Source organism: Prevotella sp. Sow4_E9_plate (assembly GCF_052116205.1).
Taxonomy (GTDB): Bacteria; Bacteroidota; Bacteroidia; order Bacteroidales; family Bacteroidaceae; genus Prevotella.
Genome location: NZ_JBQKLN010000002.1, coordinates 105,277 through 131,408 on the forward strand (window position 1 = coordinate 105,277; position 26,132 = coordinate 131,408).

Below are 26,132 nucleotides of genomic sequence, written 5' to 3' on the forward strand. Positions count from 1 at the left end.
AAAGTTCAAAGTAAATAAGATATGAATCCAGAAACAGAATTTCGCGAGGGATTAGACGAACTCGCAGGCCACTATAAAGAAGTATTGAAACTCTTGGGTGAAGATCCTGAGCGTGAAGGTCTTGCAAATACTCCCATGCGTGTGGCTAAGGCTATGCAGATATTGACCCGCGGCTACACCCAGGATGCTCATAAGGTATTGACAGATGCCTTGTTTGATGAAAAGTACAACCAGATGGTAATTGTAAAGGACATCGACTTCTTCTCGATGTGCGAGCACCACATCTTGCCTTTCTACGGAAAGGTTCATGTAGCCTATATCCCAAACGGAAAGATTACCGGTCTCAGCAAGATAGCACGTGTGGTAGATATCTACAGCCATCGTCTGCAGGTGCAGGAACGCCTTACACAACAGATTAAGGACTGCATCCAAGAGACTTTAAATCCACAGGGAGTGATGGTTGTGATTGAAGCCAAGCACATGTGCATGCAGATGAGAGGTGTGGAGAAGCAGAATTCCATTACAACAACAAGTGATTATAGTGGCGTATTCAATTCCCTGAATACCCGTCAGGAGTTCATGAACCTGTTGAGAGGAGAAACAAAGAGAATCTAATTATTATAATGATTAGTTATTAGTGATTATTGATTGGCATGAGAGTCTATTAGTAATCACTAATCACTATAAAATAATCAATAAACACGATGTTAAGGTTTATATCCTGGAATGTAAATGGCCTTCGCGCTTGCGTTGGCAAGGACTTCGAGAACCAGTTTAAGGCGCTCGATGCAGATTTTTTCTGCCTGCAGGAAACAAAAATGCAGGAAGGACAGCTCGATCTGACCTTTGAAGGCTACGAGAGTTATTGGAACTATGCAGAAAAGAAAGGATACTCAGGTACGGCCATCTATACCAAGCACAAGCCTTTGAGCGTAAGCTACGGTATGGGTGTGGAAGAACACGACCACGAAGGCCGCATCATCACTCTGGAATATGAGCAGTTCTATCTAGTTACATGCTATACCCCCAACTCTCAGACAGAATTAAAGCGTCTGGATTATCGAATGACTTGGGAAGACGATTTTCACAAGTTTCTGAAGGCTCTTGACGCCAAGAAGCCTGTTGTAATCTGTGGTGACCTGAATGTAGCTCACGAAGAAATCGATATCAAGAATCCGAAGACCAACCGTCGCAATGCAGGTTTCACCGACGAGGAACGAGAAAAGATGACCATCCTCCTCAGCGACGGCTTTACCGACAGTTTCCGTTATCTTCATCCGGAAGAAGTAACCTATTCGTGGTGGTCTTACCGCTTCAAGGCCCGTGAGAAGAACGCAGGTTGGCGTATCGACTACTTCCTGGTATCCGACAGCATCAAAGACAGGATAACAGAAGCCAGGATTCATACAGAAATCATGGGCAGCGACCACTGTCCTGTAGAAGTTGATTTAGACATCTAATCAGATATCCCTAGAGAGACAAAAGATTCAGATATCAAATACAAAGGCAAAAGAAGGGCTGGCGAGATTTCGCCAGCCCTTTTCAGTTACGCACATATCAGAAAAAAGATGGGGATGTACCTTCCTCACGGAAGCCATCCCCATATTGGTCATATCAACATAAAATTTTAATTTATATAAGAGAGATTTTCTTTAATTCCAATGAAGAAACCGTTTCCAAGGTTTTAAATCTTACATGAACTGCTGGATTTCTGAGAGATTTCTCTTCTCTGTAGTACCATCCTTGTAAGTTACCATGAAGTAATCGTGAACAGACTTACCATTCTTGAACTGAACGACAGCCGCACCGCCTTCACGGAGCTGGAGAGTGAAGTAACCCTCACGCTTGCCATTGACATACTTGCCATGCCACTTCTCCTTACCATTCTTATAGTAGGTAGTAACCTCACCATTGAAGATAGTATTGCGATCGTTACCGAGATCTACAAAGCTGTAGCCACCCTCAGCACGGAGATTACCATTCATATAGAAGTCTTGGAACACATCCTTCTTATTGACGCCTGTGCCAGTAGTCATCAGCAGTCTGTAATAACTAGCCTGCTCTGCACTTGCTACGTTACTCATATTTTCTGCATAGAAAATAGTGTCAGCTACTACTGTTGCATTCTCTACGTGCTTACGACCGAAAGCTGCTACAGTCATAAAAGCCATCAATGAGAATAATATAACTCGTTTCATATTCTTAATTTTTTAGATTGAATTTGTTGTTGTTTATTTCTTTTTTCTGGTGCAAAGATACAATGAAATTCTCAATGTTGTATATTCTCTTAACGCAATTTTATTTTATTTTTTGCCCCAGTTTTACTTTTTCCGTGAAAACGTACACAGAATTACAATTTGTTATTTTTGCTCCTCCAATTACGCACTTTGAAAGTAGCTACAAGAAATAATACCCTATTTTACCTATCATCTCTTTACATATTGTAAACTCATTTATCATTTCATGTCGTATAAAAGAAACTTTTTTTCATCAGAAACATAAACTTTTTCGCCCGTTTGCTAGCTTATGTTCATTTTATTTTGTACTTTTGCAGAAAATATATCATAAATTATATCATATAATAAGGTATACGCATGAAACATTTTACAATTTTCATCATCATATTGGCCACACTTGGGCTTTGGTCTTGCAAAGACTCAGAGGGAACCATCGGAGATTCACCCATCACTGCCAACGGACAGGATAGGGATAGTGACATCATTACGGGAGATGACTACATCTACCATCTCCCCGTCATATTCCATGTATTCTACAAAGACAGCAAAAACCCGAAACAGTATATATCCAATGCCCGACTCAAGGAGCTGCTAGACAATGTCAACGAGCTATATCAAGGCAATGTATATAATATCAGTCTCGACACCATCGAGAGTGAGAACCTCCATATACAGTTCGAACTTGCCGAATACGACCTCAATGGAAAGAAACTGAAGACGCCAGGCGTAGAATACATCAAGATAGCAGAAGACTCCCTAGACTGTGAAGAGTTCATGCGCAGCAAGTCGAACGCCAAATACTCCTGGAACCAAAACGACTACATCAATGTGATGGTCTATACCTTCAAGAATACCGATGCAACGTCGACAACTCTTGGCATCAGCAATGTACCCTACAAGGTAGCCGGTTATCCTGATTTGGAAGGCTTGACCAACGGCAAGAATTATCCGCTCAGCAAGCCAAACAGTTTCCCATACTGCGTATCCCTCAATGCCATCTATGTGGATAAGAAATACGAGGGTACCCGATATACGACCGACAAGAAGCAGAAGAATTATCAGTATAATACAGCAGATCCGAATGCCACGCTGGCCCACGAACTGGGGCATTATCTGGGACTTTTCCACACATTCTCCGAAAAGCCAGACAAGAAAGACAAATCAGAGCCGGCTGATGACGATGATGATTCAGACTATTGTCAAGATACACCTAGCTACAACAGAATAGCGTATAACAAATGGCTCGTCAGCTACATGGCAGAAGCCAAAAAGATCAAGCCAGATACGACATTCACGGTGAAACAACTTGCCAAACGCTCCAACAATCAGGGAAAAGAATGGCAGGCAGACAATCTGATGGATTACAGCATCTGCTACAGCATGCGGTTCACTCCAGATCAAGCCTATCGAATAAGACAGGTATTGTACTATTCGCCGCTCATTCCGGGTCCGAAGAAGGCAAGAACCACCACAAGAGCATGGAATGAGATGCCAGAAGAAGAATTCGACCTTCCGAATGTCTTGGCCAAGGGAAGAACCATCAGGCTGAAAGACATTCAGACCCGCACCTTCCATGACAAATAAACAGATTCAATATCATCAAACAGCAGAATATAGAATATGAAATATACAATCAAGGCTCCAAGCCAACTCAACGCAAGCATCAACTTGCCTGCATCCAAAAGTATCAGCAACAGAGCGCTCGTCATCAGTGCGATGGCAGGAAGCAACATCCAGCCCGACAACCTGAGCGACTGTGATGATACAGAGGTGATTATTGTAGCCCTCAAGGATATGCCAGAGGTCATCAACATCAAAGCTGCAGGTACTGCCATGCGATTCATGACTGCTTACCTGGCTTCTACAGAAGGTGAACACACCATCACGGGTACCGAGCGCATGCAGAACCGCCCTATAGGCATTCTGGTAGATGCCCTTCGCTATCTGGGCGCAGACATCACCTATGAAAAGAAGGAAGGCTATCCCCCACTCCATATCAAGGGCAAGCCGCTGGAAGGAGGCCATCTGGAAATTGTGGGCAACATCAGTTCGCAATACATCTCAGCCCTCCTCATGATTGGTCCTATCCTCAAGAACGGATTGGAACTGAAACTGACAGGCGAAATTGCATCCCGACCATACATCGACCTGACGCTCTGGACGATGAGGGAATATGGCGCTGAAGCAGAATGGACTGATATGGATACCATCACCGTCAAACCGCAGCCATATAAAAGCACTCCTTATCAGATAGAAAACGACTGGAGCGCCTCTTCTTACTGGTATGAGATGATGGCCCTCAACAGCAATTCCAATTCCCTCATCAAGCTCGAAGGTCTAATGGACAGCTCCAAGCAGGGCGATTCGGTTGTGAAATACATCTTCAGTCTGCTGGGTGTAAAGAGCGAATTCGAAAGTCGCGACACCCTGAGCACTGTTGCCTTGAAGGCGAATCGCTGCCTGTTGCCGAAATTCGAATATGATTTCACGGGCTCACCAGATTTGGCTCAGACCATCGTAGTAGCCTGCTGCGCCCTTGGTGTCAAGTTCAAGTTTACCGGTCTTGCCAGTTTGAAGATCAAGGAAACCGACCGTATCGAAGCATTGAAGACGGAACTGAAGAAGGTGGGTTATGTGATTCGCGACGAGAATGACAATACGCTCATCTGGGATGGTGAAACCTGCGAGCCTACGTTCGCTCCTATCGACACCTACGAAGACCATCGCATGGCTATGGCTTTCGCTCCTCTCGCTTTCAAGTTTCCACAGATAGAAATCAACAACCCGGAAGTTGTGAGCAAGTCTTACCCACAATACTGGGAGGACCTCAAGAAAGTAGGGTTTGAAATAAGTGAAAAGTGAAGAATAAAAAGTGAAGAATTCTACAGCCTTTGCTAATCATAAAGTTCAAAGCTCAAAATTCAAAGTTCAAAGTTCAAAGTAAATGCTATATTTAGTTTTAGCCTTGGTGGTATTAGGCCTGATAAGCGCCCTGTTCGGTATCTTCTCTCATCGCAAGGGAGAGGAAGAGGAACCTTTGCAGGAAGGAGTATCGTGCAACACCTGCAATGGGGAAAACTCTAAATGCGAACAGGACTGCATGATGGAAGCAGCCATCAAGGAAATAGAATATTACGATGACGAAGACCTCGACCGGTTTGCTGGTCGCGAAGCCGATTCCTATACCGACGAAGAGGTGGAGGAATTCTCAGAGGTGCTCTATACGATGCAACCAGAAGAAGTAGCCGGCTGGAACAGAAGCCTCATTCTGCGGGGCATCAACCTTCCTAACCAGCTGAAAGATGAAGTCATCAACTTTTTAAGCTAGAATTTTACAGTTCAAACTTAAATATTCAGCAGCTCCGCTAATTATAAAGTTCAAAGTTCAAAGTAATGGATATACTGCAGTATACATTTTTCCAGAATGCGCTCATAGGAGCTTTCCTATCCAGCATCCTATGCGGATTCATCGGAACCTATATAGTTACCCGCCGACTGGTTTTCATCAGCGGCGGCATCACCCATGCCTCTTTCGGTGGCATCGGAATCGGTGTATATGCGGGGCTCAACCCCATTTTCTCAGCCATGGCTTTTGCCATACTGAGTGCTTTTGGCGTACAATGGATTTCCAGGAAGAAAGACGTGCGCAAAGACTCTGCCATCGCCATGTTCTGGACACTGGGAATGAGCGTGGGCATCATCTGCTGTTTCCTTACACCCGGATTCATGCCCGATCTTCCCTCCTTCCTCTTTGGCAGCATCCTAGCCATCGATAGTGCTGACTTGTGGCTGCTGGGCGGTCTCACCCTCATCGTTGCGCTGCTCTTCACATTCCTGCTGCGCCCCATTCAGAACATTGCTTTCGACAGCACGTTTGCCAGGTCGCAGCACCTGCCCGTCACAGCCATAGAATATTTGATGATGACGCTCATCGCCATGACCATTGTAGCCACGCTGAAGATGGTGGGCATCGTACTCGCCATCAGCCTGCTTACCATTCCGCAGATGAGCGCCAATCTCTTTACCAACAATTACAAGAACATGATTGCCGTCAGCATCCTGCTGGGATGGATAGACTGCCTGGTGGGATTATATGCCAGCTATCTGCTCAACGTGCCTTCAGGCGCTACCATCATATTCGTCAGCATCATCCTCTTTGCCCTCGCCAAGGGATATAAGATGCTCCGGCATTCATAAAGATAATATAATAAGGTGAAACAACAGAATACTTTTCATTACGCCCTAGGCTTTGTCTTCCTGACGACAGCCCTGATTCTTACCGGATGCTCTACGCAGAAGAATACAGCGCAGAGCAGATGGTGGCACGCCTTTAATGCAAAGTACAACACCTATTATAATGGTACACTCGCCTATATCGATGGTTCGCTGGAGAAAGAGACGGGAAACAAGGACAACTATACCGAGCAGATTCCGCTCTATACCGTGAGCAACAAGAACAGCCGGGAAATCGGCAAGGCCAACTTCGACCGCGCCATCGAGAAATGCGAGAAGGCCATCCATCAGCACAGCATCAAGCGAAAACCGGAATGGACCAAAAATCGCCGCAAGACAGCCAAAGACATCGAATGGCTGAGTCGCCGGGAATACAACCCGTTCCTCTGGAAGGCATGGATGCTGATGGGCCGTTCGCAGTTCTATCAGGGAGATTTCGAGTCGGCAGCCGCCACCTTTTCCTATATGAGTCGCCTCTACGCCACCCAGCCCGCCATCTACGGCAAAGCCCGGGCCTGGCTCGCCAAATGCTATATCGAGCAGAACTGGAATTACGATGCCGAAGACGTGATTCGCAACATACTTCGCGATTCCATCCACTGGCGTGCCCAGAAAGAATGGGATTATACCTTTGCCGATTACTATATCCACACCGGCAATGCCGAGCAGGCCATTCCTTACCTCAGGAAAGTAATCAGCCACGAGATGCGCCGCAAGCAGAAAGCACGCGAATGGTATCTGATGGGACAGCTTCAGGCATCCATCGGCAACAAGAAAGAAGCCTATAAAGCCTTCAGGCACGTGATTCGCCAGAATCCACCTTACGAACTCGCCTTCAACGCCCGCATTGCCATGACCGAAGTGATGGCGAAAGACAATGCCGGCAAGATGATCAGCAGGCTGAAACGAATGGCTGCCTCCGACAACAACAAAGAATATCAGGACCAGATATACTATGCCATCGGCAATATACACCTCAGCAGGAAAGATACCCTGCAAGCCATAACGGCATACGAGAAAGGCAATCAGAAATCTACCCGCAACGGCATAGAAAAAGGCGTCTTGCTGCTGCATCTGGGCGATTTGTACTGGACCAAGGAGAAATTCTCCGATGCACGCAGATGCTACGGAGAAGCCATCGGACTGCTGGATAAGGACAGAAAGGACTACCAGCAACTCGCCAACCGATCCAAGGTGCTCGATGAACTGGTGCCCTATACCGATGCCGTGCAGTTGCAAGACTCATTGCAGCAACTTGCCAGGATGAGCGAGAAAGAACGCAATGCTGCCATCGACAGGGTTATTGACGCCCTGAAAAAGAAGGAAAAGGAAGAAAGAAACAGAAAGGCGGAGGAAGAAGCGGAATCAACCCTCCGGCAGGACGGCGGCAACCTTGCCAACAACAACTTTGCCTCCAGCAACAGCCCGCAGAAAAACAATGAGAATAGCGCCAACACCCCTGCCAACGGGCAATGGTATTTCTACTCTCCGCTGACCGTAAGCCAGGGAAAGGCGCAATTCCAGAAACTCTGGGGCAAGCGAGATAACGTGGACAACTGGCAACGCATCAACAAGACCGTTGTTGCCAACGCTGCCGGAGCTGAAGAGATAACAGATGAACAGAGAGACTCGCTGGCACAGGCTGCCGAACAGGAAGAATTACTCAAGCAGACTTCAGACAGTGCCGTCAACGATCCGCACAGACGCGAGTATTACCTGGCACAGATTCCGTTCACCCCAGAACAATTGGCTGAGAGCAACAAGCTGCTGGAAGACGGTCTGTATCATGCCGGAGTCATCTTCAAGGACAAGCTCGACAACCTGCCACTGAGCCGGAAATCCCTGCTGAGACTGGTCAACAACCATCCAGACTATGCACATCTGGATGACGCCTACTACCATCTATATCTGCTCTATTCCAGAGAACGGAAACCAGAGATGGCACAGACCTATCTGCAGAAACTGAAGGCAGAATACCCGGAAAGCCAGTGGACTACCCTCCTTTCCGACCCATACTATGCAGAGAATGCCAAGCGGGGGGTGCAGATAGAAGATTCTCTCTACACGCTCACCTATCAGGCTTTCAGGGACGGGGAATATGACAAGGTGGAAAGGAACGCCCAGATATCACGGAACCGCTTCCCTGATGGGGCAAACCGTGATAAATTCCTCTTCATCGGCGGCCTCAGCAAGCTGAACGACGGCGATATCAAGAGCTGCCTGGCAGACCTCAAGGAAGTGGTCAGCAAGTATCCCGACAGCCGTCTGAGCGAGATGGCAGGTATGATCATCAACGGCGTGGATGCCGGCAGACGACTCTATGGGGGCAAATTCGACCTCAACGACGTATGGACCCGCAGAAGCATAGAGCTCAACGACCGGGATTCCACCAGGCAGAAGGGATATAGCCCGGAACGCAATGCCAGCTTCGTGTTCCTCCTTGCCTACGATCCGGACAAGACCAACGAGAACCAGCTGCTCTTCGAGATGGCGAAGTACAACTTTACCTCCTACATGGCACGCTATTTCGATATCAATATCGAGGACTTGGAGGGACTGCATCGCATGCAGATTAGTGGTTTCAACAGTTATGACGAAGCCCGCCAGTACGCCAACGCCGTATACCAGCAGCCCGCCATCAAGCGTCTGCTGGGCAATGTACGTGCCTACGTCATCAGCGAGCCGAACCTGAAGCTCCTGGGTACCAGCCATACCTACGAGGAGTATGAGAAGTTCTACAGCAAGCATTTCGCCCCTCTCCCTGTCAGCAAGCTTCCATTGCTTCTCGAACCTGCCGAAACAGCTCCAGCAGCAGAAGAAGAGCCTTCTTCAGAAGAGGCTACTTCTGAAGAATCGCCCAAAGCGGAACAATCACAAGAAGATAACACGCTGACAGTTCCAATAACCCCACAGGACGAACCGCTAAGCAGCGGAGAACTCGAAGTAGAAGGCAAGAAGGAAGAGATTCCGGAAAAGAAAGACGACGGAATCCTCGTGATTCCAAACCAGAAGGAAAAGAAAGACGACGGAACCCTCGTGATTCCAAACCAGAAGAAAGAGAAGAAGGAAGAAGATACCGGCATCTATTTTGATGACAGCAACTCTTCAGAAAGCATCGAACTGGAAGATGAATATTTCGAACTGGAAGGGTTCTAATGAATTGCCCATAGCGCCTGATGCATAACCAATGCACAGCGCTATGGGCAAGTTTCGTTTACAGAGAACAGAAGAATGTCACCAGGAACGGTACGGAGAAATCCACACAGAAACCATGGAAGATGGAAACGACGATGAAGCTCTCGCCCGAACTGCGGGTGATGATGGGCAACGTGGTATCCATCGTGGTGGCGCCACCTACGCTGATAGGTGCCAGTTTGCCGAAATACCTAGCCAGCAGCGGAGCACACAGCAGGGTGAGAATCTCGCGGCAGATGTTGGCTAGAAGGGCGATGGTACCCAGTTCTGCACCACGATACTGGGTGATAAAGATACTCGACAGCGAGTAGTATCCGAAGCCCGAACCGATGGCAAGACAGTCGCTGAGCTGGCGATGCCCCAATACCAGGGAGGCAGCAGCACATCCGGCAAAAGTTCCCAGAATGGTCATCACCGGCAGCATCATCAGCCGGGGATTCACCTTTCTGAAACTCTTCAATATAGAGGTATCGAAACCGATGCTGATACCCACGCAGAACATCAGGCAGCAGAGCGCATAATAGCTCACGTCGCTCGCCGGGAAGCTGGACGGAATCACATCACACAAGCCCACGATGATGCCCAGCACGAAGAAACCCACGATAATCAGACTACCTTTCATTTCCCAGCCTCCTTTCTGCAGACGTATCTCCACAATGCCCAGGCAAAGATTGCACTACCCAGACTTCCGGCTATCGTCAGCACGATGGCCTCAAGACCCAGAGTCTGCAGACCATTGACGATATGCGGGTTAGCCCCCACCTCGATACCGAGCAGGAACAGCAGCACCCATATCAGCGCCGTGATAACCCGGCCAATAAAACTCATTTTCCTGTTGCGAAGCAGATATCCCGTACCTATTCCGCACAACATAATCATTACAATCTTGAGCATTGTTTTCTTCTTTCTTCGTTTATTTTTCGTTTATTCATTACTAAATAATAATAACGGATTCCCGGTCTTTATATTATATCCTAACCCAAGAATACAACACTTTCAGCCCTATTAACATACTTTAATAGCAAGAATCGTTCTCCATTCAAGAATTCTTTGTACTTTAGCATCTTAAAAAAAGATACATTTATGAGCAACGGATTATTACTTTGGGTAGACGACGAGATAGAGCTTCTCAAAGCCCATATCATCTTTCTGGAAAAGAAAGGATACGAGGTGGTGACGGTGAGCAACGGGGCCGATGCCATCGACCAATGCAGGCAGCAGACCTTCGACCTCATCCTCCTCGACGAGATGATGCCGGGACTGAGCGGACTGGAGACCTTGCAGCATATCAAGGACATCCAGCCAGCCACACCCGTTGTGATGTGTACAAAAAGTGAAGAAGAAAACATCATGGACCAGGCTATCGGTTCCAAGATAGCCGACTATCTCATCAAGCCCGTAAACCCGAACCAGATTCTCCTGTCGCTCAAGAAGAATATACACCGCAAGGACATCGTGACGGAGGTAACGCAGAGCGGATACCAGCAGGACTACCAGCAGATAGCCATGCAGATGATGGACTGCCGCAACTTTCAAGACTGGATGGAAGTATACCGCCGGCTGGTGAAATGGGAGCTGGAACTGAGCGATACCGACAGTTCGATGACCGAGATGCTCTCCATGCAGAAGGAGGAGGCGAACATCGGCTTTGCCAAATACATCGCCAGGAACTATATGGACTGGGTAGACCCGAAGAATCTGGGCAAGGTGGTGGAAGGCAGACCCGTGATGAGTCCGGACATCTTCAAGACCAAGCTCTTCCCGATGCTCGACAAGGACGAAAAGGTGTTCCTCATCGTGATAGACAACTTCCGCTACGACCAGTGGAAGATGCTGGCGAAAGACATCGGCGACATGTACGACATCGAGGAAGACATGTATATGAGCATCCTGCCCACAGCCACCCAGTATGCCCGGAATGCCATCTTCAGCGGACTGATGCCCAACAAGATAGCCGAAATGTTTCCGGAACTGTGGGTGGACGAAGACGAAGAGGAAGGCAAGAACCTCAACGAGAAGCCGCTCATCCAGACGCAGCTGGACAGATATCGCAAGCACTACAGCTTCAGCTATCACAAGGTGAACGATTCGGCTGGAGCCGACAAGTTCCTGGAGCATTACAATGAATGCAAGGGCAACGACCTGAATGTGCTCGTCATCAACTTCATCGACATGCTCTCGCATGCACGAACCGAATCCAAGATGGTAAGGGAGCTGGCGAATACGGAATCAGCCTACCGCAGCATCACCCGGAGCTGGCTGCGCCACTCGGTACTGGCAGAGCTGTTCAAGCGGCTTGCCCAGAGCGATTTCAAGGTAATCATCACCACCGACCATGGCAGTATCCGCGCATCGAAGCCCATCAAGATTGTAGGCGACCGCAATACGAACACCAACCTGCGCTACAAGCTGGGCAAGAACCTGGCGTATAATGCCAAGGAAGTATTCACCATCAAGGAGCCCCACAAGGCACAGCTGCCTGCTCCTAATCTGAGCACTGCGTATGTCTTCGCCTACGGTGATGCCTTCTTCGCCTATCCGAACAACTATAATTATTATGTGTCTTACTACAAGGACACCTTCCAGCATGGTGGCATCTCGATGGAGGAAATGCTCATTCCACTCATCACGCTGACACCGAGAAAGAGATAAGCAAAGACTCCTGCAGCCTTAGCTAATCATAAAGTTCAATGTTCAAAATTCAAAGTTCAAAGTAAATATATGAAGATTAAGATTGATTCATTAGACAACATCCATGTAGCTGCCAGAGAATTTCTGGATAACATGGGCGACGGCAAGGTCTTTGCCTTCTATGGCAAGATGGGTGCCGGAAAAACAACATTTGTCAAAGCTATCTGCGAAGAGTTGGGAGTAGATGACGTCATCACCTCTCCTACCTTTGCCATCGTCAACGAATATACCGCTGGTAATGGCGACCCTGTCTATCACTTCGATTTCTATCGCATCAAGAAGCTGGACGAGGTATACGATATGGGCTATGAGGACTATTTCTACAGCGGAAACCTCTGCTTCCTGGAGTGGCCGGAGCTGATAGAAGACCTCCTGCCAGAAGACTGCACCAAGGTGACTATCACCGCCGAGGAGGATGGCAGCAGAAGCGTAGAATGGTAAGAAAAATACGTCCCGACGCAGACTTTACTACGTCCCGACGCAGTTCTCAGTACGTCCCGACGTAGCACGGTCTGCGTCGGGACGTATTTTCATACCCCTCGTGATGCAGTTGCCCGCCCCTCGCCGTGCAGCTACAGCCCCCTCGTAACGCTACCCAGCGGGCATGCAAAAAGTGACAAAGTCACTCGTCACCTTCTGCCAACAAAAAAGCACCTGACCAGAGACGGAAAATCTCCAGCCAGATGCCTTTAACCATTTTGCTTTCAGGATTTTACAAGAGAGCCTGGAACTTCTCTGTCAGGGTTGCCTTTGATGTAGCACCTACGAACTTGTCTACCAGCTGACCACCCTTGAAGAAGAGGATAGTAGGGATGTTGCGAACACCAAACTCCATAGCGATGTCGTCATGCTCCTCTACATCACACTTACCAACAACGATTTTACCATCAAACTCCTCAGCCAATTCTGACACGATAGGAGCAATCTGACGGCAAGGACCACACCATGTAGCCCACAAATCTACTACCAATGGCAACTCGCCATTCTTGTAACTCTCAAAATTCTCTGTTGTAATTGTTACTTCCATTTTCTGTACTTTTTATTTTATTTATGATTAATATTATCTGAGTATATTAACTAGTTAATCTGATAAGACATCTTCGGGTTGTCGTTCACGAACTGAATCAGTTCCCGGCTCACTCCTATCGCCCTGTCCTGTGCACGCATCGTAAAGTTGGTGTTGGTCTCAGAGTCATGAATCTGTATGAAGAGCTGCGCATGGCCCTCATCGTTCTCAACCAGCGTCTTGAGGTCGTTCACCAGCGTATCATCAACGATAGAGCTGTCGATGGAAATCGTAAACTTCTCCAATCTGTTCTCCTTCACGGTCTGCAGATATTCTACCGTACTGATCTTGAAGTCGAGATAGTTGCTGTTGCCATAGCGGGCTACGCACTTTGCCGTAACAAAGATGGTACTTCCCTCCACCATGACGCCTCGCCAGGTGCCCCAGTCCTCACCGAAAAGTGCCAGTTCGCCCGACCCCTCAAAGTCTTCGAGGGTAACGAATCCACAAGGCTTTCCGGTCTTGGTAAACTTGGATTTCACCTCGGTGATGATGCCGCCGAAGACGATGTCTTCCTTCTTGGCAAGCGCAACCTTGTCGCCCAGCTCCGCACAATGGGTATTGCAGAGGTTCTTGAGGATAATCTCATAATCATCCAGCGGATGAGCCGAGAGATAGATGCCCACCAGCTCGCGCTCCCTGTTCAGTCGCTCGATGGTGCTCCAGCCTTCCACCTCAGGAATAGGCGGAGTGGCTATCTCTACTGCTTCGGTTCCTCCGAAGAGCGATGTAGCCGCCTCCTGCTGCTCGCGCTGATAGAGCTGGCCATAGCGCACCAAGGTATCGAGGAAGGTCTCACCCTTGCTGTTCTTGCCGAAGAACTGCTCACGGCGGATGCCGAAGCTGTCGAAACCGCCACTCAGCGCCAGGGTCTCGAAAGCCTTGCGGTTAACGCAGGAGAAGTCTACACGTTCTGCAAAATCGAAGATGGTCTTATAGGGACCGTTCTTCTCCCTTTCTGCCACGATGGCATCGGCAGCCGGAGCTCCCATACCCTTGATAGCAGAAAGACCGAATCGGATTTCGCCATGTTCGTTCACACCGAAGGCACGGTAACTCTCGTTCACGTCAGGTCCCAGCGTCTTGATATCCATCGACTGGCACTCCTCCATCAGCTTGGTGATTTCGGTAATCTGGGCAAAGCGGCGGGTCATCAGCGCTGCCATGTATTCGGCAGGATAGTGAGCCTTGAGATAAGCCGTCTGATAGGCTACCCACGAATAGCAGGTGGCATGCGACTTGTTGAAGGCGTAGGAAGCAAACTTCTCCCAGTCGCTCCATATCTTCTCCAACACCTTCGGATCGTGTCCGTTCTCCTGTCCCTGCTTGATGAATTTAGGCTTCATTGCATCTACGATTGCCTTCTTCTTCTTACCCATCGCCTTACGGAGGGCATCAGACTCACCTCGGGTGAAGCTGGCAAGCTGACGGGAAAGGAGCATCACCTGCTCCTGATAGACCGTGATGCCGTAGGTATCCTTCAGATACTTCTCCATGCACGGGATATCGTAGGTAATCGCCTGCTTACCGTTCTTGCGGGCGATGAAGTCAGGGATATAGTCCATAGGACCCGGACGGTAGAGGGCATTCATGGCGATGAGGTCCTCAAACACCGTAGGCTTCAGCTCGCGGAGATACTTCTGCATGCCAGGCGACTCAAACTGGAAGGTTCCGATGGTCTGTCCGCGCTGGTAGAGCTGATAGGTCAGCTCATCATCGATAGGGATGGCATCGAGGTCTACCACGTCGCCCGTGGTCTGCTTGATGACCTTGCATGCCTCCTTCATCTCGGAGAGGGTCTTCAAGCCCAGGAAGTCCATCTTGATGAGTCCGGTGGTCTCGATGACGTGACCGTCGTATTGGGTTACTGCCGTCTTCAGTCCCGGAAAATCAGGGTCATCGGCAGTAGATACAGGCACCCAGTTGCTGATAGGGTCTCGGCAGATGATGAATCCGCAGGCATGGATACCCGTGCCACGGATGGTGCCCTCCAGCATCTTGGCATATTTGATGGTATTGCTCTCGCGGGGGTCGGTGGAGTATTCTGCCTCTCTCAGCTCCGGCGTATACTTGATGGCATTGGGAAGATTCATCTTCGCGCCGTCAGGCAGTCGGTCTGGAATCGCCTTGCAGAGCGCATTCGCCTTGTCGAGCGGCAGCTTCTCTACTCGGGCCACGTCCTTGATGGAGTTCTTCGTTGCCATCGAACCGTATGTAATAATGTGGGCACAGTTCTCATGACCGTACTTATCCATTACCCAGCGCAAGACCTTGCCTCGTCCATCATCATCAAAGTCGGTATCGATATCAGGCAGGTTGACACGGTCAGGGTTCAGGAAACGCTCAAACAGGAGGTCGTACTTCAAAGGGTCAATCTTGGTAATGCCCAGGCAATAGGCCACCACGGAACCAGCCGCAGAACCACGGCCCGGACCCACCATCACGCCCAGCTCCTCGCGAGCCGCCCTAATGAAGTCGCTCACGATGAGGAAGTAGCCAGGGAAACCCATGGTCTTCATCACGTGGAGCTCGAAGTTCACATGCTCGTCCACGTTCGCCGGCAGCGGATCTCCATAGAGCTGCCTGGCTCCCTCGTAGGCAAGATGGCGCAGATACTCGGCCTCAAACTTGATGCGGTATATCTTGTCGTAGCCGCCCAGACGGTCGATCACCTTCTGTCCTTCCTCCGGCGGCAGCTGATTCTCGCCGTTCTCATCGCTGGTGAATTCCTTGTAAAGGTCTTCCTCTGATACCTTCTGGCGCAGTTGCTCCTCGGTACCGAAACTCTCCGGAATGGGGAAGAAAGGCATGATTGGTCCGTGGTCGATGCTATAGATTTCCACCTTGTCAAGCACCTCCAGCGTGTTAGACAGTGCCTCGGGAATATCCGAGAAGACATCATTCATCTCCTGACGGGTCTTGAACCACTCCTGCTTGGAATATCGCATACGGTTAGGATCGTCCAGGTCCTTGCCGGTAGCTATACAGAGCAGGTGGTCGTGGGCCTCAGCCGTCTCCTTGTCCTCGAAGTGGCAGTCGTTGGTGCATACGAGCTTGATGCCGTATTCCCTAGCCATCTCTATAAGCACCTTGTTGGCCTTCTGCTGCAGCTGGAAAGCCTCGCGGTTGGCCAGGAAAGGAAGCGGTTCCTTCACCTCGTGGCGCTGAAGCTCCAGATAGTAGTCGTCGCCAAAGAGATTATGATACCACTCGCAAGCCTCGCGGGCTCCCTCGATGTCGCCATGCAATATCTTAGACGGAACCTCACCGGCAATACATGCCGAACAGACTATCAGATCCTCGTGGTATTTCTCCAGGTCGGCACGGTCGGTTCGCGGACGCATATAGTATCCATCCACCCAGGCATTACTGACCAGCTGGATGAGGTTCTTGTATCCATTATAGTTTTTGGCAAGCACGATGAGGTGGTAACCACTCATATCGCCCTTGTCCTTCTCACGGTCTTCCTTTCTTCGGCGGGCCACGTACATCTCACAGCCAATGATAGGCTTGAAGGGCTCCAGTCCCTCTTTCTTGCGATCCTTGTTCACCTTGGCGCAATAATCCGTGAGTTCCTTAATACCGAACATCACACCATGGTCGGTAACAGCCATACCCTTCATGCCGTCCTTGATGGCCTTGTCAACGAGATGCGGAATCTTAGACTGACCGTCGAGGATGGAATACTGCGTATGCACATGTAAATGAACAAAATCTTCCATTATACGTTCTAAATTTCAAAATTTGAGTCCAAAGTTACGGCTAAAAGTTGATATTCCAAAAGAAAAAAGAGAAAAAATTGAAAAACATAAAAGAAACGCCCAAAAAATTTGCTAAAACGACAAAAATACAGTACCTTTGCACCAATAAAAACTTAATCCTACCTTATGGGACAAAAAATAAAGAAACTGAAAAAGATAAGACTGCATCGCGAAGGCACTGATCAGCTGGTGGGCGGAGCGATAGCGTTAGTAGCCATTGCGGCGATATTATGGGGAGCTTTTGACACCAAAATTCCATTCTGGATTTTCTTGGTTGTCTTCGGTGTGGTTTACTGCATCGTGCTCAATTTCTATCGCTGCCCTATCCGCTACCTGAACGTAGAGGATACAGAGAAGCTCGTCGTAGCTCCTGCCGATGGCAAGATTGTGGTAATAGAAGAAGTAGATAATGCGCCATATTTTAATGACAAGCGATTGATGATTTCCATCTTCATGAGCCTTTGGAACGTACATGCCAACTGGTTCCCGGTAGACGGAAAGGTGAAATTCGTAAAGCATGTGGATGGCAACTACCACAAGGCTTGGCTGCCTAAGGCAAGCGAGGAAAACGAGCATGCAGACGTCATGATTACTACCCCTGAGGGCGTAGATGTATTGTGCCGTCAGATTGCCGGTGCCGTAGCGCGCCGTATCGTAACTTATGCAAAGGAAGGCGAAGAGTGCTATATCGACGAGCACCTTGGCTTTATCAAACTAGGTTCACGTGTGGATGTTTACTTGCCTCTCGGAACAGAAGTATGTGTGAAGATGGGACAGTCTACCACGGGTGACCAAACCATCATTGCAAAATTGAAATAAAAAATGAGCATGAAGAAACATATCCCTAACACGATAACATGCTGCAACCTGATATCAGGCTGCATTGCTACATCGTTTGCCTTCGGTGGAAATCCAGAGATGGCTTTGTTGTGGATAATCATTGGAGCCACCTTCGACTTCTTCGACGGTATGAGCGCACGCCTGCTGCACGTTTCATCACCTATCGGCAAGGAGCTGGATTCGCTGGCTGACGACGTAACCTTCGGCGTGGCGCCTGCCACCATCGTATTCTCTCATCTACAGGTGATGGAATACCCAGAGTTTCTGGAGCCGATGCGCCCATGGCTGCCTTATGCAGCCTTCATCATCGCAGCCTTCTCGGCATTGCGACTGGCAAAGTTCAATCTTGATGAGCGCCAGACCACCTCTTTCATCGGGATTCCTACTCCAGCCAACGCCCTGTTCTGGGGGTCGCTGGTAGTATTCAATCCTGCCTGGCTTACAAACCTGAGCTGGTCGGTATATCTCGTCCTGGCTCTCATCCTCATCACCAGCTACCTGCTGGTATGCGAGATGCCATTGTTTGCCCTGAAGTTCAAGCAGTGGTCGTTCAAGGGCAATGAGGTGAAATATGGTTTCGCAGGCTTTGCCGTGGCAATTCTTGCCCTCTCGGTAGCAGACGAGGGCGCAAGAGGATTCCTGCAGGGCTGGTGGATCATCATCCTGATGTATGTTCTCCTCTCTGCCATCCTATTCATGAGAAAGAAATAAAGGATTTAATCAGATAAAACAAAAGGCTTACTCCCCAGACAGGGATGTAAGCCTTTTATCGTTTGCCGGGACTGGCAGATTAATTGTGCACAAGCGTACCAATCTCCTCACCGTCCATCACCTTCTTCAGGTTACCTACAACATCCATATTGAATACGTAGATAGGAAGGTTGTTCTCCTTACACATGGTAGTAGCTGTCAGGTCCATAACCTTCAAGCCCTTTGTATAAATCTCATCGTATGTAATGTCGCTAAACTTGGTTGCGGTAGGATCCTTCTCCGGGTCGGCAGTATAGATACCGTCCACACGGGTACCCTTCAACATGACATCAGCCTCAATCTCGATACCACGGAGAGAAGAGCCGGTATCAGTAGTGAAGTAAGGACTGCCTGTACCGGCAGAGAAGATGCAGATATAGCCATCCTCCATTGCCTCGATAGCCTTCCACTTGGTATAGAACTCACCGATTGGTTCCATGCGGATGGCTGTGAGCACCTTATTCTTGACGCCCAAAGCTCCGAGCGCACTACTCAAAGCAAGAGAATTGATAACTGTAGCACACATGCCCATCTGGTCGCCCTTCACACGGTCGAAGCCCTTCTGGCTACCACTCAATCCACGGAAGATATTTCCACCGCCGATAACGATGCCAATCTGCACACCCATCTCGTGAACTTCCTTGATCTGCTTAGCATAATCACTCAAGCGCTCAGGGTCGATACCGAAGCTCTGCTTGCCCATCAGGCTCTCACCGCTCAACTTCAAAAGAATTCTTTTAAACTTTGCCATAAATATTTTGTTAAATGTTTATTGTTTAATGTTTACTTCAGGGATTAAGTATTTATCAGAAACTTGATTTCGCCGAATGCATACGAACGGATCACTCCCTTCTTGTCGTGAAGGATAAGATGACCATCGTCCTCAACCTCAACGAAGGCTCCCTCGAACTTGCCATCCTTGTCCTCATACCAATGATAGCCCTTGCGACGGTAGAGCGAAAGATGGTAGATGCCCGACACATCCATATAGTCGGCACGGCGCAGGAGTTCGTAGTATCTGCAGAAAGCCTCAATCACCTTCTGCAGCACCTCTTCCCTATCCACCTCATGCCCCAGGATCTGAGCCAGAGATACAGGGTTAGGCGCGTCGCTCCTGAACTCCATCTGATTGATATTGATGCCGATGCCGAAGATGCAGCGCTTGATGCCCCTGGAATCGATAGACGTCTCTATCAGCGTACCACTGATTTTCCTGTCGTTCCAATACACATCGTTAGGCCATTTCAGCGTAAACCCGTCAGCATAGGAATCCAGGGCATCCTTGATGGCAAGGGCTCCCACCTCGGAAAGCAGGAACTGCTGACGAACCGGCACCCACACAGGGCAAGCCAACATACTGAACAGGAGGTTCTTGCCCTCCTCGCTCTCCCAGGTATGCGTGCCCTGTCCCCTGCCGGCTGTCTGGAAATCAGCCACGGCAATGGTGAGTGCAGTCTCATCGTATGAACTTAATTCCTTCAGGAAGTGATTGGTAGAATCCACTTCCTTCAATCTTATTATCTTCTTTTCCATTTTATCTTTTTCCTAATATAGATAATGTATAGACCGTACTTATATACATAGGTACACCCCTCATGAAATGATTACAGTATCAGCATCGGATTGAAGGCATCCTTGAGATGTTCGAGGCACTTCACCTGATGGCCTACACCTACCACAGAGATGATATCGAAGCGCAGTTCCTTCTCCACCTGATGCTCCTTGACATAAGCATTGGCAGCTATCGCCAGATTGCGCATCTTTCTGCCATCAACGGCTTCCTCCGGCCGCTGGTAATCATCACCGGAACGGGTCTTCACCTCTACCACCACCAAGGTCTTTCCATCTGGCGAAAGAGCCAGGATATCCAGGTCTCTCTTACCTATCTTCCAGTCCCGGTCGATGATAACATAGCCTTCGCCTTTAAGGTAAAGAGCCGCCTCGTCTTCTCCCCATACACCTAATTCATTATGCTCTGCCATAGTCTATTTCCTTTATTTTGCATCAAAAGATACTTTTACCTTGCAAAAATAATAAAAATAGTTCACACTTCAAACTTTTTTATGTAATTTTGCACTAAAAACAATGGAAGATATCAAGAAAAAAGACGAAGCCTACATGCGCCGTGCCCTGATAGAGGCACAAGCGGCATTTGATGAAGACGAAATACCGGTGGGCGCCATCATCGTATGCAAGGACCGGATTATATCCCGTGCCCACAATCTTACCGAGATGCTGACCGATGTCACAGCCCATGCCGAAATGCAGGCCATCACATCGGGCGCCAACATGCTGGGCGGGAAATATCTGAAGGACTGCACGCTCTATGTCACCGTAGAACCTTGCGTCATGTGCGCCGGAGCATTGGGATGGGCACAGATAAGCCGGGTAGTATACGGAGCAGGAGATGAGAAGAGGGGGTATACAAAATATGCGCCCGATGCACTGCATCCTAAGACTACAGTTACATCGGGCGTACTGGAAGATGAGTGCCGGGCACTCATGCAGGAATTCTTCGCCAGAAAGAGATAGGAATCTTTTTCTCTATCTCTTCCCGGCTTATCACTTGATTGTAAAATCCGGATGATAATTCAATCTCCGGATGATTACCTTATTTCTACTGATTACTTAACCAAAACAACCAGGTACTTGCTGGTGCTCCAGAAGAGCTGTGAGTTGGTGATGTGGAGAGTATACTGCTTGTTGGCATCACGAACCAGAGAATAGCTGCTTGATGGGTGGATAGTAAGCAACTTAGCTGACTTAGAGTACAACTTAATCTCTGAGAGGTTGCGGATATCCACCTTGGTGAAGTAATTCTTGTTGAAGTTGCCAGTCATGACTTTACCGTCCTGAATGATACTCTGCTCCTTCAGCTCCTTCTTGGTACCGAATACATACCATGCGGTATGGATCTGCTTATCCTGAGCATTGATAGTCTCAGTCTTCTGATTGCTCTCAGCAGTAAGACGGTTGGTCTTGGTATTGAGGTTATTTACAGTCTCATCGAGTGCAGCAATATGAATATCTTTCTTGTCAAGTTCCTCACGCAGAGTCTGGAGCTGTGCATCCTTCTCCTCCAACTGCTTCTGCAAGCCCTCGATGGTCTTCTGCAGCTGAGCACCCTTCAAGGTACCGTTGGCAAGCTGCTTCTGGAGCTTGGCAATGAGTTCACGGTTCTGCTTCATACGGTCAGCAATGAACTGGATGTCTTCCTTGAGCTTCTGCTTCTTGTTGACACCCTCGCCATCCTTAGCAAGACTAACGCGATGCTCAGCCTCACTAATCTGCTGGAAACCTTCCTCGATTTCGTTCAAGGTACCCAGCAAATCGTTAATTTCACTGTCTTTCTGTGCAATAATGCCATTAAGAGAATCTGCCTGAGCAGTGTTTTGAGCAGCAGAATCATTCTTGCCGTTGTTACAACCAGTCAAACAAAATGCTGCTACGCATGCTACTAAAAAAAGCTTTTTCATAATCTGTCTCCTTAATATGATTTAATAATTCGTATTTATACTACATGAAAGAATGCGTGTATACGCCTTCCATACATAGTAATTACGCTGTCGCTTCATTATTATTACGTGATAAACCCGCATTTATTATATTTAAACACGAATTTATTTACTGATTCATGTTTTTTCTACGTTCTTCACGCTTTTTTTCCTTCAATTCCTCTTTTAATTGTTTAGGATCCTTACCAGCCAGCACGATGACGAACTCACCTCTAGGCTCCACCTCCTCAAAATGGGCGATGACCTCAGCGAGGGTTCCTCTTACGCTCTCCTCGTGTATCTTGGAGATTTCCCGACAACAACTCACCTGCCTGTCTTCACCGAAATTCTCGGCAAACTGCTGCAAGGTTTTCACCACACGATAAGGCGACTCATAGAATATCATGGTCCGCACTTCGTCCTTGAGAGATTCCAAATAGGTTTGTCTGCCCTTTTTCTGAGGAATGAAACCCTCGAAGCAGAATCTATCACAAGGCAATCCCGACGACACGATGGCTGGAATGCAAGCCGTAGGTCCCGGAAGGGTCTGAACGGTGATGCCCGCCTTTGCCGCCTCGCGAGCCAGATAGAAACCCGGATCGCTGATGCCTGGTGTTCCTGCATCACTGATAAGAGCGATGGTCTCACCAGCCTTCAACCGCTCAACGATGGAAGCCGAAGTGCCATGCTCATTAAACTTGTGATGCGCAACTAATCGATTTCGAATATCGAAATGCTTCAGTAGGACACTCGATGTCCGAGTGTCCTCAGCGAGTACCAAATCAGCTTCTTTCAAGACCCTGATAGCTCGCATTGTCATGTCCTCCATGTTACCAACAGGAGTAGGTACGATATACAATATGCCCATATAGGGTACAAATGTAGTTAATTAATCTTTCTAAGCAAAAAAAAATGCGTTTTCTTTGCATTTTTTAAAACCTTATTAGTAATTTTGTCCCCGAAATGACAGAAAATCTAATTGGGGAGGCACATCGCCCCGGAAGAATTGAAGTGGTGTGCGGATCAATGTTCTCTGGAAAAACAGAGGAATTGATTCGAAGAATGAAGCGTGCGAAGTTCGCCAAGCAGAAGGTAGAAATCTTCAAACCTGCGCTTGACACTCGTTACTCCGAGGAAGACGTAGTGAGCCATGATCTGAACTCTATCCGATCTACTCCTATCGAGTCCTCAGGATCTATACTCCTTTTGGCCTCTGATATCGACGTGGTCGGTATTGATGAAGCCCAGTTCCTAGACAATGGCCTGGTAGATGTATGCAACCAGCTTGCCAACCGTGGCGTCCGTGTGATCGTTGCCGGTCTCGACATGGACTTCAAGGGCGTTCCCTTCGGACCAATCCCTGCCCTCTGCGCCATTGCAGACGAAGTGACCAAGGTTCATGCAATCTGCGTGAAATGCGGAGCCCTGGCTTACGTGAGCCATCGACTGGTGCATAACGAAAAGCGGGTGCTTTTGGGTGAAAAGGATGAATACGAGCCGCTCTGCCGCGACTGCTATCAGAAAGCCCTCCACAAGGAGGAGTGAAAAGTGAAGAGTGAAGAATTCAAAAGCCTTTGCTAATCATAAAGCTCAAAGTTCAAAATTCAAAGTAATATGCCTAAGGAGATTACATTCGATAAGTTTATACGATGGGCAGGCGTTACGCTCATCGTCTTTGCGGTGTTATATATCACCAATTACTTGAGCGAGGTACTTTTACCATTCGTCATAGCATGGTTTTTTGCCTACCTGCTCTATCCGGTCGTGAAGTTTATCGAGAACAAACTCCACATCAAGGTTCGTGCCCTGTCCATCATACTGGCAATGGGAGCTGCCATCGCAGTCATCGGTGGCGTACTGTGGCTCATCATTCCACCGATGATCGACCAGTTTGACAAACTAGGGGAAGTCTTGACCCGCTGGCTGCACCAAACCACCCACACCAACAACCTGACGGCGATGATCAAGGAGTGGCTGCAGGAAAATCAGGCACAGATAGAACATTTCCTGAAGAGCAAGGACTTCAGCGATGCCCTCAAGACAACGATGCCCAAGCTGTTCTCCGTTGTAGGACAAACGGCAAACATCATCATCAGCATCGTGGCATCCATGATTACCTTATTATATATGTTCTTTATCCTGCTCGACTATGAGACATTAACCGCCAACTGGGTTCGCATCTTCCCTAAGAAGAACCGCCCTTTCTGGCAAGAGCTGATGAAAGATGTAGAACGAGAGCTCAACAACTACATCCGCGGCCAGGGAATGGTGGCCCTCTGCATGGGTATCATGTTCTGTATTGGCTTTACCATCATCGGCTTCCCGATGGCTATCGGTCTGGGCATTCTTATAGGTATCATGGACCTGGTACCTTACCTTCATACCTTCGCCCTCATCCCTACCGCCTTCCTTGCCATGCTCAAGGCGGCAGATACCGGTCAAAACTTCTGGATGGTCTTCGGACTTGCCTTCCTGGTATTCTGCGTGGTTCAGGTGATTACGGATATGGTGGTTACACCAAAGATTATGGGCAAGGCGATGGGCTTGAACCCAGCTATTCTGCTATTAAGTCTTTCCATCTGGGGTGCCCTGCTGGGCTTCATCGGTCTGATTATCGCACTACCTCTCACCACCCTGCTCATAGCTTATTGGCAGCGGTATGTGACGAGAGAAAAGCCGCAATACCAAACTCCAGACACTCCGCCTGATGAGATTCAGCAAAATGCGGAAGAGATAGCTCATTCCCTCAAAATGAGTGGAAAATTGGCTGAAAAAGCTATCCCAGAGAGCGAAAATGAAGAAAAACAGCAAAAAAACGACTAAATATTTGGTTATTTGAAAAATATGTCGTACCTTTGCACTCGATTTTGAAACCAAAGGTTGGAGATTGACTCGCTAGCTCAGCTGGTAGAGCACAACACTTTTAATGTTGGGGTCATGGGTTCGAGCCCCATGCGAGTCACAGATCTCAGAAAAAGGACTTTCCGTTATGGCAAGTCCTTTTTTCGTATACATTTAACTGAGACGCCCAGACTAAGCTGGGATATCCTGCAAGACAACCATTGCACATCAGAAGGAATAAAAAGAATAAAAAACAGAGCCTTTTAATATTTCTTAACAAACACAGATGCAAGATTCATGTAAAGTCTCGTTTTATTATACGGAAATACTGATAATAAACAATATTATAGCAAAATAAATTAGAAAACAAAATGAAGAAATTTAGATTACTCACTGTTTTGGCAGCTTTCGTTGCTGCATTCTCTTTCACTTCCTGTAACACTGATGGCGACAGCTACACACCATTGACTCTCGAACAGCAGAAGTCTTTTCAGACAGCAATGGCTGTAGGTTCATACAACAACATGATGCTTCTCTTTGAGAAGAAGAATGAAGCCAATGTAAACAAGCAGATTGACTCTGTTGCAGTATCTTGCAGAGTAAGCATGTACGGTGACAGTACAATCACTATGACCAACTTCCCTATCGCTCAGCTCGCAGAGCACATCTCTAACAAAAATCTGGCTGAAGCTCTCGCAAAGGAAGCGCCAAGAACCATTACATGCAAGTATCAGGTTGCACCAAACAGTACATCAGCTATGGCTTACTTCCTGGCATGTCCTAGCGTAATCGAGCTGAACCTGACTTACGGTACGGACAACAAGAGCCACAAGGTACAGTTTGCCTTTGCGCCTAACCAGATGTATTATGGCTACTGCACACTGAACGAGCCAAGACAGTTAGGATTCCAGTTCTATCTTGCCCAGCTTTGGGTTGACGGAGCACAGACATCTTATCTCAAGAACTCTGTATCCGGCAACAGCTATGTACAATTCGCTTGCCGCAATGCATTCAAGAAATAAAA

The 26,132-nt window shown here is 48.2% G+C and carries 25 protein-coding genes and 1 tRNA gene; 16 read left to right on the forward strand and 10 right to left on the reverse strand.

Translation table 11 applies throughout. The annotated features are described in order from the left end of the window. The first annotated feature begins 21 nt into the window (after positions 1–21). Complete coding sequence (gene folE / locus ACTQ53_RS01330) at positions 22–615, forward strand: GTP cyclohydrolase I FolE (protein WP_294967861.1); 594 nt, start codon at positions 22–24, stop codon at positions 613–615. A gap of 89 nt (positions 616–704) precedes the next feature. Next, entirely contained in the window at positions 705–1,460 is a 756-nt protein-coding gene (locus ACTQ53_RS01335; protein WP_295346767.1) for an exodeoxyribonuclease III, read from the forward strand. 231 nt (positions 1,461–1,691) lie between these two features. Here ACTQ53_RS01335 and ACTQ53_RS01340 read toward each other — a convergent pair whose 3' ends face one another. Then, positions 1,692–2,198, reverse strand: a complete 507-nt coding sequence (locus ACTQ53_RS01340; protein ID WP_441931750.1) for a VCBS domain-containing protein — start codon at positions 2,196–2,198, stop codon at positions 1,692–1,694. A gap of 396 nt (positions 2,199–2,594) precedes the next feature. Here ACTQ53_RS01340 and ACTQ53_RS01345 point away from each other — a divergent pair, with 396 nt between their 5' ends. The 5 genes from ACTQ53_RS01345 to porW all read left to right on the forward strand — a co-directional run bounded on the left by ACTQ53_RS01345 (position 2,595) and on the right by porW (position 9,626). Further along, a complete protein-coding gene (locus ACTQ53_RS01345; protein WP_294967866.1) occupies positions 2,595–3,821 on the forward strand; it encodes a zinc-dependent metalloproteinase lipoprotein in 1,227 nt (408 codons plus the stop codon). A 36-nt stretch (positions 3,822–3,857) separates the two neighbouring features. Beyond that, positions 3,858–5,099, forward strand: a complete 1,242-nt coding sequence (locus tag ACTQ53_RS01350) for a 3-phosphoshikimate 1-carboxyvinyltransferase (protein WP_441931751.1) — start codon at positions 3,858–3,860, stop codon at positions 5,097–5,099. 82 nt (positions 5,100–5,181) lie between these two features. After that, positions 5,182–5,565 carry a hypothetical protein gene (locus ACTQ53_RS01355; RefSeq protein ID WP_264950773.1) on the forward strand — a complete coding sequence of 128 codons (384 nt, stop codon included), beginning with the start codon at positions 5,182–5,184 and terminating at the stop codon, positions 5,563–5,565. 65 nt (positions 5,566–5,630) lie between these two features. Next, positions 5,631–6,434, forward strand: coding sequence for a metal ABC transporter permease (locus ACTQ53_RS01360; protein WP_294967870.1), 804 nt, complete (start codon positions 5,631–5,633; stop codon positions 6,432–6,434). A gap of 15 nt (positions 6,435–6,449) precedes the next feature. Then, positions 6,450–9,626, forward strand: coding sequence for a type IX secretion system periplasmic lipoprotein PorW/SprE (gene porW / locus ACTQ53_RS01365; protein ID WP_441931752.1), 3,177 nt, complete (start codon positions 6,450–6,452; stop codon positions 9,624–9,626). Between the two features lie 58 nt (positions 9,627–9,684). Here the strand turns inward: porW and ACTQ53_RS01370 are convergent, their stop codons facing one another. Beyond that, the gene (locus ACTQ53_RS01370; protein WP_441931753.1) at positions 9,685–10,287 is read right to left on the reverse strand and encodes a lysine exporter LysO family protein; all 603 of its coding nucleotides are present in this window, start codon (positions 10,285–10,287) and stop codon (positions 9,685–9,687) included. Continuing rightward, positions 10,284–10,559 carry a LysO family transporter gene (locus tag ACTQ53_RS01375; RefSeq protein WP_217760773.1) on the reverse strand — a complete coding sequence of 92 codons (276 nt, stop codon included), beginning with the start codon at positions 10,557–10,559 and terminating at the stop codon, positions 10,284–10,286. Before ACTQ53_RS01375 ends, ACTQ53_RS01370 begins: the two co-directional genes overlap by 4 nt. Before the next feature lie 189 nt (positions 10,560–10,748). Here ACTQ53_RS01375 and ACTQ53_RS01380 point away from each other — a divergent pair, with 189 nt between their 5' ends. Then, entirely contained in the window at positions 10,749–12,317 is a 1,569-nt protein-coding gene (locus ACTQ53_RS01380; protein ID WP_218417755.1) for a T9SS response regulator signal transducer PorX, read from the forward strand. Between the two features lie 69 nt (positions 12,318–12,386). Continuing rightward, entirely contained in the window at positions 12,387–12,797 is a 411-nt protein-coding gene (gene tsaE, locus ACTQ53_RS01385; RefSeq protein ID WP_293629680.1) for a tRNA (adenosine(37)-N6)-threonylcarbamoyltransferase complex ATPase subunit type 1 TsaE, read from the forward strand. 271 nt (positions 12,798–13,068) lie between these two features. On the opposite strand, the gene trxA is transcribed toward tsaE, so the two are convergent. Next, the gene (trxA, locus tag ACTQ53_RS01390; RefSeq protein WP_441931754.1) at positions 13,069–13,383 is read right to left on the reverse strand and encodes a thioredoxin; all 315 of its coding nucleotides are present in this window, start codon (positions 13,381–13,383) and stop codon (positions 13,069–13,071) included. A gap of 50 nt (positions 13,384–13,433) precedes the next feature. Next, positions 13,434–17,144, reverse strand: coding sequence for a DNA polymerase III subunit alpha (gene dnaE / locus ACTQ53_RS01395; RefSeq protein WP_295346764.1), 3,711 nt, complete (start codon positions 17,142–17,144; stop codon positions 13,434–13,436). A 165-nt stretch (positions 17,145–17,309) separates the two neighbouring features. Between dnaE and ACTQ53_RS01400 the strand changes: the two genes are divergently transcribed. Beyond that, on the forward strand, positions 17,310–18,002 hold the full coding sequence (locus ACTQ53_RS01400; protein ID WP_153124515.1) for a phosphatidylserine decarboxylase family protein: 693 nt from the start codon (positions 17,310–17,312) through the stop codon (positions 18,000–18,002). A gap of 3 nt (positions 18,003–18,005) precedes the next feature. Then, positions 18,006–18,734: a CDP-diacylglycerol--serine O-phosphatidyltransferase gene (gene pssA, locus ACTQ53_RS01405; RefSeq protein ID WP_441931755.1), complete on the forward strand. Its 729-nt coding sequence runs from the start codon at positions 18,006–18,008 to the stop codon at positions 18,732–18,734. 79 nt (positions 18,735–18,813) lie between these two features. Here the strand turns inward: pssA and pyrH are convergent, their stop codons facing one another. The 3 genes from pyrH to ACTQ53_RS01420 all read right to left on the reverse strand — a co-directional run bounded on the left by pyrH (position 18,814) and on the right by ACTQ53_RS01420 (position 20,755). Beyond that, positions 18,814–19,524: a UMP kinase gene (gene pyrH / locus ACTQ53_RS01410; RefSeq protein WP_153124519.1), complete on the reverse strand. Its 711-nt coding sequence runs from the start codon at positions 19,522–19,524 to the stop codon at positions 18,814–18,816. Between the two features lie 44 nt (positions 19,525–19,568). After that, positions 19,569–20,306, reverse strand: a complete 738-nt coding sequence (locus tag ACTQ53_RS01415) for a biotin--[acetyl-CoA-carboxylase] ligase (RefSeq protein WP_218416917.1) — start codon at positions 20,304–20,306, stop codon at positions 19,569–19,571. 71 nt (positions 20,307–20,377) lie between these two features. After that, positions 20,378–20,755 (reverse strand): YraN family protein, encoded by a 378-nt coding sequence (locus ACTQ53_RS01420; protein ID WP_441931756.1) that lies wholly within the window; start codon positions 20,753–20,755, stop codon positions 20,378–20,380. Between the two features lie 103 nt (positions 20,756–20,858). Here ACTQ53_RS01420 and ACTQ53_RS01425 point away from each other — a divergent pair, with 103 nt between their 5' ends. Continuing rightward, entirely contained in the window at positions 20,859–21,305 is a 447-nt protein-coding gene (locus tag ACTQ53_RS01425; protein ID WP_153124525.1) for a nucleoside deaminase, read from the forward strand. Positions 21,306–21,397: 92 nt separating this feature from the next. Here the strand turns inward: ACTQ53_RS01425 and ACTQ53_RS01430 are convergent, their stop codons facing one another. Continuing rightward, positions 21,398–22,249, reverse strand: coding sequence for a Cbp1 family collagen-binding glycoprotein adhesin (locus ACTQ53_RS01430; protein WP_294967889.1), 852 nt, complete (start codon positions 22,247–22,249; stop codon positions 21,398–21,400). 148 nt (positions 22,250–22,397) lie between these two features. Then, entirely contained in the window at positions 22,398–23,135 is a 738-nt protein-coding gene (gene rsmI / locus ACTQ53_RS01435; protein WP_153124529.1) for a 16S rRNA (cytidine(1402)-2'-O)-methyltransferase, read from the reverse strand. Between the two features lie 95 nt (positions 23,136–23,230). On the opposite strand from rsmI, the gene ACTQ53_RS01440 reads away from it, so the two are divergent. The 4 genes from ACTQ53_RS01440 (at position 23,231) to ACTQ53_RS01455 (ending at position 26,130) form a co-directional block, all read left to right on the forward strand. Next, a complete protein-coding gene (locus ACTQ53_RS01440) occupies positions 23,231–23,812 on the forward strand; it encodes a thymidine kinase (protein ID WP_153124531.1) in 582 nt (193 codons plus the stop codon). Between the two features lie 69 nt (positions 23,813–23,881). Beyond that, positions 23,882–25,090: an AI-2E family transporter gene (locus tag ACTQ53_RS01445; RefSeq protein WP_294967890.1), complete on the forward strand. Its 1,209-nt coding sequence runs from the start codon at positions 23,882–23,884 to the stop codon at positions 25,088–25,090. 66 nt (positions 25,091–25,156) lie between these two features. After that, a tRNA-Lys gene (locus tag ACTQ53_RS01450) sits at positions 25,157–25,229 on the forward strand. A gap of 250 nt (positions 25,230–25,479) precedes the next feature. Then, positions 25,480–26,130, forward strand: coding sequence for a DUF4840 domain-containing protein (locus ACTQ53_RS01455; protein WP_294967892.1), 651 nt, complete (start codon positions 25,480–25,482; stop codon positions 26,128–26,130). Positions 26,131–26,132 lie beyond the last annotated feature (2 nt).